Source organism: Nocardioides turkmenicus (assembly GCF_011045035.1).
GTDB classification, from domain to species: domain Bacteria; phylum Actinomycetota; class Actinomycetes; order Propionibacteriales; family Nocardioidaceae; genus Nocardioides; species Nocardioides turkmenicus.
Window position 1 is genome coordinate 135883 of the sequence record NZ_JAALAA010000014.1, and the last position, 6082, is coordinate 141964.

Here is a 6082-nt window from a genome sequence, read left to right on the forward strand (position 1 = left end):
GATCGTTCGAGGGTCAGCCCAGCCGCCGGAACGCCCGGGTGGAGAGCGGGACGAAGATCGCCAGCAGGACCGCGGGCCAGGCCACCGCCAGGAGCATCGCGTGGTCGGCGAGCAGGCCGGAGGTGATCCCGGTCGGGTTGCCGAAGAGGTCGCGGCAGGCCGTGGCGGTGGCCGAGACCGGGTTCCACGCGGCCAGGAAGCCGAGCCATCCGGGCATCGTCTCGGGAGAGACGAACAGGCTCGAGCAGAAGCCCAGCGGCCAGACCAGCACCTGCACCATCGTCAGCGCGCCCTCCATCCGCAGCGTGAGGCCCAGGAAGATGCCCAGCCACAGCATCGCCAGCCGTAGCCACAGCAGGAGCCCGACCGCGGCGGCCGCCTCGAGGAACGAGCCCTCGATCCGCCACCCGATCAGCAGCCCGCCGAGCATCAGCACGCCCAGCTGGACCGCCGAGTTGCCCAGGTCGGCGACCGCCCGTCCCAGCGGCACCGCGAGGCCGCTCATCGGCAGCGAGCGGAACCGGTTGGTCACCCCGCGCTTGGTGTCCTCGGTGACCACGGCCATGGTGCCGTCGATGCCGAACATCATGGTCAGTGCGAGCACGCCCGGCAGCAGATAGGGCAGGTACGTCCCGCCACCCGGCATCTCGATCGCGCCGCCGAACAGGTAGCCGAAGATCAGCAGCATCATGATCGAGAACAGGATCCCGAAGACGGGTCCCCACGGCTCGCGCTGCCAGTGCTTGAGGTCGCGCAGCGTGATCACCCACGTCTGCCGCAGGGTCGAGGTGAGTCCTGAGGTCAGCTCCGTCATCGGGCGGCTCCTTCGTGGTGGTGCTCGGTCTCGGGTGCGGTCAGGTGGAGGAACACCTCGTCCAGGGTCGGCCGGCGCAGCAGCACGTCGTCGACCGTGATGCCGGCGGAGTCGAGGCTGCGTACGACCTCGACGACGGCGGCGCCGCCGCCGGCCGGACCGGCCTCGACCGTGACCTCGAGCCGGTCGGGGTCGGCGACGGCCGCGGAACCGAGGACGCCCGCCATCCGGGCGAGGTCGTCCGGCCCGGTCGCGGTGATGATCACCCGGTCGCCGCCCAGGTCGCTCTTCAGCGCCGAGGGCGTGCCCTCGGCGATCACTCGGCCGGCGCCGAGGACGGTGACCATGTCGGCCAGCTGGTCGGCCTCGTCGAGGTACTGCGTGGTCAGCAGCACCGTCGTCCCGTCGGCCACCACCTGCCGCACCATCTCCCAGACCTCGTGGCGGGCACGCGGGTCCAGCCCCGTGGTCGGCTCGTCGAGGAAGAGGATCTGCGGACGGGTGACCAGACCCGCGGCGATGTCGAGGCGCCGCCGCATCCCGCCCGAGTAGCCCGAGACCTTGCGGTCGCCGGCCTCGGTGAGGCCGAAGGCGGCGAGGAGGTCCCCGGCGCGGCGTACGGCAGCCGTCTTCGACAGGCCGTGCAGCCGGCCGAACATCACCAGGTTCTCGCGGCTGTGGAGCGCCTCGTCGAGCGCGGCGCTCTGCCCGACCAGGCCGATCGTCGAGCGGACCCGGGCGGGGTGGCGTACGGCGTCGTGGCCGCCGACCCGCACCTCGCCGGCGTCGGGCCGGGTGAGCGTCGCGAAGACGTTCACCGCGGTCGACTTGCCGGCACCGTTCGGCCCGAGCAGGGCGTGGACGGTGCCGGCGGTGACCTCCAGATCGAGACCGTCGAGCGCCTGGGTGTCGCGGTAGCGCTTGCGCACGGCGTGCGCGGACAGGGGAGAGGCGGTCATCGGCCCACCTCGATCCGGAACACGCCGCAGCGCCCGGCGACGGCCTCGAAGGCCTCCGGCGTCACCGCGGTGACCACCCCGGCGTCCAGCATGATCTTCGCTCCGTCCGCCATCCGCTCCGGCCACAGCCGGAGCACGGTCAGCGCCTCGTCGCCGTCGACCTCCACGAGGTGCACGTCCTCCGTGGTCCGGCCGACCCGCAGCGTGGCCCGGCCGGAGGCGGCGCGTACGTTGCGGGCCCAGTCGGCGCCCGGGAACCCCTCCAGCAGGTAGCGGCGTCCGTCCAGGTCGAGCACCGAGAGCGGGGTGCTGCGGAGCTTGCCGCTCGCGCGGCCCGGCACGGTGAGCACCGGCAGCTCCTTCATCCCGAGCCCGGTCTTCGACAGGGCCATGAAGACCTTGTTCATCGGCTTGAGCCAGCGCGGCGGCACCGGTTTCGCATCGTTCGGCATGCACGTTCCTCCAATTTCGTACGCTGTACGAAGATGACAACGGAGCGACTGTAGCATTTGTTCCGTACGACGTACGAAATTTTTTCGGAGGAGGTTAGGATGAGCGACGTGCCGGACCAGCCAGACCCCTCGTTGCGCCTGCTCTGGCGCCACCGGACCGACGGGCGCGAGGAGACGAAGGTCAAGCGGGGCCCGAAGCAGAAGGTGAGCGTCGACGAGGTCGTCGACGCCGCGATCGACCTGGCCGATGCAGAGGGCCTGGCCGCCGTGACGATGCGCGCGATCGCCCAGCGCTTCGGGCTGGGGACGATGACGCTCTACTCCTACGTGCCCAGCCGCGACGCCCTGCTGGTGCTCATGGCCGACCAGGTGACCGGTCGGACGACGCTGCCCGACCTGCCCGACGACCCACGCAAGCGCCTCGAGCTGGTCGCCAACCTCGCGCACGACGAGCTCCGGGCCCACCCGTGGCTGCTCGAGGTGCAGGACGTACGCCCCTGGCTGGGGCCCAACATGAGCGACCGCTACGAGTGGCAGCTGCGGGCGGTCGACGGTCTCGGGCTGACCGACCTGGAGATGGACCAGACCGTGGCCGTGCTGATCGGGTTCGCCGGCAACATCGCCCGCAGCGAGCTGATGAAACGCCGCGCTGAGCAGGTCACCGGCATGACCGAGGCAGAGTGGTGGGAGGCCAACTACGACACGCTGGAAGAGGTCATGGCCGGCAGCCACTATCCGCTGGCCAACCGCGTCGGCACCGCCGCAGGCGAGGCCTATCAGGCGGCGACCGATCCCGCGCGCGAGCTCGACTACGGGCTCGCCCGGATCATCGACGGGGTGCTCGCGCACGTCGGCAAGAGGTCCCCTGATTGACTAGTGCCATGGCGACGCTCGACTTGACCACCGACGTGGTGACGCTGACCCGGCAGCTGATGGACATCGAATCGGTGAGTCTCAACGAGCTCGAGCTGGCCGACGCGGTGGAGCGGGCGCTGGCTGCGTACGACCACCTCGTCGTCGAGCGCCGGGGCAACTCGATCGTGGCTCGCACCGACCTCGGCCTCCCCGAGCGCGTGGTCGTCGCGGGCCACCTCGACACGGTCCCCGTCAACGGCAACTTCCCGAGTCGTCTCGACGAGGCCACCGGCATCCTGCACGGCCTGGGCGCCTGCGACATGAAGGCCGGCGACGCGGTCATCCTCAAGCTGGCCGCCTCCCTGGAGGCGCCCAACCGCGACGTGACGTACGTCCTCTACGACGCCGAGGAGATCGAGGCCGTCCACAACGGGCTCGGCAAGCTGGCGGCCAGCGAGCCCGACCTCCTCGCCGGTGACTTCGCGATCCTGATGGAGCCCTCGAACGCCGGCGTCGAGGCCGGCTGCCAGGGCACCCTGCGGGTCGAGGTCCGCACCACCGGCGAGCGCTCCCACAGCGCCCGCTCCTGGCGCGGCGTCAACGCGATCCACAAGGCCGGCGAGGTGCTGCGCCGCCTGGAGGCGTACGTCCCGCGCAAGCCGGTCATCGACGGGCTGGAATACCACGAGGGTCTCAACGCGGTCTTCGTCTCCGGGGGAGTGGCCGGCAACGTGATCCCCGACGAGTGCGTGGTGACGGTCAACTACCGCTTCGCCCCGGACCGCTCCGAGGAGGAGGCGCTCGCCTTCGTGCAGAGCTTCTTCGACGGCTACGAGGTCACGCTGACCGATTCCGCTCCCAGCGCGCTGCCCGGCCTCGACCGTCCGGCGGCCAAGGCCTTCATCGAGGCGGTCGGCGGCGAGGTCGGGCCCAAGTTCGGCTGGACCGATGTGGCACGGTTCACGGTCCTCGGCATACCGGCGGTCAACTATGGTCCAGGTGACCCGATGTTCGCCCACAAAGCCGACGAGCACGTGCGGATCTCCGAGATCACCACCTGCGAGCTGGCCCTTCGTGATTGGTTGACCGCATGACCCGACGCAGCGGCTCCGGCCCGCGCCCCACCAAGGGGCGTCCCGCCGGCAGCACCACCGACCAGCGACTGCTGGACAGCTCCGGCCACGGCGACTGGGTCCACACCGACCCGTGGCGGGTCATGAAGATCCAGGCGGAGTTCGTCGAGGGGTTCAACGACCTCTCCGAGATCGGCCCCGCGATCAGCGTCTTCGGCTCCGCGCGAACGCCGCAGGACCACCCGACCTACGCCCAGGCGGAGGAGGTGGGCCGCAAGCTCGCCGAGGCCGGCTTCGTGGTCATCACCGGTGGCGGCCCCGGCACGATGGAGGCGGCCAACAAGGGGGCGATGGAGGCCGGTGGCGAGTCGATCGGTCTCGGCATCGAGCTGCCCTTCGAGGCGCGGCTCAACGACTACGTCACCTTCGGGCTCAACTTCCGCTACTTCTTCGTCCGCAAGATGATGTTCGTGAAGTACTCCCAGGGCTACGTCGTCATGCCCGGCGGCCTCGGCACCATGGACGAGCTCTTCGAGGCGATGACGCTCTCGCAGACCAAGAAGATCACCCAGTTCCCGGTCGTCCTGATGGGCGTGAAGCACTGGGAGGGGCTCCTCGACTGGATGCGCGAGACGATGCTCGCCGACGGCCGGATCAAGCAGAGCGACCTCGACATGATCACCCTCACCGACGACGTGGACGAGGCGGTCGAGCTGATGCTGAAGGCGCGTGACTGACGGATGGGTTGGATCTTCGCGGCACTCATCGTGCTGGTTCTCGGCGGAGTCGCCCTCGTCGCCGCCGGATCAGGTGCGCCGATGGGGGAGGAGTACGGCGACCAGCCCGACGCTCTGGTGCCCCGCGACCGTGTCCTGGAGGCGGCAGACCTGCGTCGCGTACGTTTCTCGGTGGCGTTGCGCGGCTACCGGATGGACGAGGTGGACGCTCTGATCGCCCGCCTCGCCGAGGAGGCAGAATGGCGTGAGTCGACCGCCGCCGGCGATGCCGGCGGGGGGATCGGGGTCGGGGGACTCACATCACACACGCCCGAGCCCGATTCGGGCTCGCCCGACGTCTAGGACAGAATCGCTGCCGTGAGCTTCGCTGCCGTACTCGTCTACGCCGTGACCGTCCTGGTCGCGGTGATCGTCGCGCTCACCTACCTGAAGCCCCATCTCCTGCAGTCGCAGGAGGCCGGACTGCCGCCCAGGATCCACCTGTACGCCGGTGCCGCCGGCCTGCTCGTCTGGGTGCTCTTCCTCGTCTCGCCGCCGTCGTTCTTCCTCGGCGGCGACATCCCCGGCGTGGTCGGCCTGTTCGGGATCTGGCTCGCCGCGATCGCGGGCATCTACCTGCTCGTCCGGCGGCTCAAGGAGCAGCGTGCCGGCGTCGCCGACGACGGCTACGGCTATGACGACTACGAGGACGAGTACGCCGCCGATGACGGTTACGGCTACGACGAGTCCGGTCATGGCGATGCCGGCTACGACGGCTATGACCAGTACGACGACCGGGCCGGCTACGCCGACCCGAGGCGGTCGGCCCAGGCGCCGGTCCAGCAGCCGGTTCCTCTGCCTGTCGCGCAGCCGGTGCCGCAGCCTGTCGCCCAGCCGGGACGTCCGGTCGGACGTCGCTCCGAGCCTCGGCCTGAGCCTCGACCCGAGCCCCGGACCGAGTCTCGACCCGAGCCTCGTCGGGCCGCGTCCGGCGCCGAGGAGACCGCCGTGATGGCTCCGATCGAGCGCGACCCGTCGCCGGCTCCGCCGCCGGCCCCTGCTCCAGCCCCGGCCCCTGCTCCGGCCCCTGCGCCTGCCCCGTCGCGGGACGGGCAGATCGGCCGTCGGGTGGCGGGACGTCGGACGCCGCCGTCGCCCGCGCCCCAGCAGCCGTCCGCTCCGCAACCGCCTGCTGCGCCGCAGCGCGCAGCTC

7 protein-coding genes and 1 pseudogene are annotated in these 6082 nt (G+C 70.7%); 5 read left to right on the plus strand and 3 right to left on the minus strand.

Annotated features, from left to right (window positions below; all coding sequences use genetic code 11):
- Nucleotides 1-13 precede the first annotated feature (13 nt).
- Genes G5C66_RS17270 through G5C66_RS17280 form a run of 3 tightly spaced genes read right to left on the minus strand, consistent with a single transcriptional unit; the run spans nt 14 to nt 2225 of the window.
- A complete protein-coding gene (locus G5C66_RS17270) occupies nt 14-814 on the minus strand; it encodes an ABC transporter permease (RefSeq protein ID WP_165112196.1) in 801 nt (266 codons plus the stop codon).
- The gene (locus tag G5C66_RS17275; protein ID WP_165112197.1) at nt 811-1773 is read right to left on the minus strand and encodes an ATP-binding cassette domain-containing protein; all 963 of its coding nucleotides are present in this window, start codon (nt 1771-1773) and stop codon (nt 811-813) included. Before G5C66_RS17275 ends, G5C66_RS17270 begins: the two co-directional genes overlap by 4 nt.
- Nucleotides 1770-2225, minus strand: a complete 456-nt coding sequence (locus G5C66_RS17280; RefSeq protein ID WP_165112198.1) for a nitroreductase/quinone reductase family protein — start codon at nt 2223-2225, stop codon at nt 1770-1772. The genes G5C66_RS17275 and G5C66_RS17280 overlap by 4 nt, the downstream gene beginning before the upstream one ends.
- 99 nt (nt 2226-2324) lie before the next feature.
- On the opposite strand from G5C66_RS17280, the gene G5C66_RS17285 reads away from it, so the two are divergent.
- The 5 genes and pseudogenes from G5C66_RS17285 to G5C66_RS17305 all read left to right on the plus strand — a co-directional run.
- Nucleotides 2325-3098, plus strand: a complete 774-nt coding sequence (locus G5C66_RS17285; protein ID WP_165112199.1) for a TetR/AcrR family transcriptional regulator — start codon at nt 2325-2327, stop codon at nt 3096-3098.
- A gap of 8 nt (nt 3099-3106) precedes the next feature.
- Nucleotides 3107-4174, plus strand: a complete 1068-nt coding sequence (gene dapE / locus G5C66_RS17290; protein ID WP_165112200.1) for a succinyl-diaminopimelate desuccinylase — start codon at nt 3107-3109, stop codon at nt 4172-4174.
- A complete protein-coding gene (locus G5C66_RS17295) occupies nt 4171-4890 on the plus strand; it encodes an LOG family protein (RefSeq protein WP_165112201.1) in 720 nt (239 codons plus the stop codon). The genes dapE and G5C66_RS17295 overlap by 4 nt, the downstream gene beginning before the upstream one ends.
- A gap of 3 nt (nt 4891-4893) precedes the next feature.
- On the plus strand, nt 4894-5232 hold the full coding sequence (locus G5C66_RS17300) for a DivIVA domain-containing protein (protein WP_165112202.1): 339 nt from the start codon (nt 4894-4896) through the stop codon (nt 5230-5232).
- Between the two features lie 15 nt (nt 5233-5247).
- Nucleotides 5248-6082: pseudogene (locus G5C66_RS17305) on the plus strand (hypothetical protein); the annotation flags it as partial.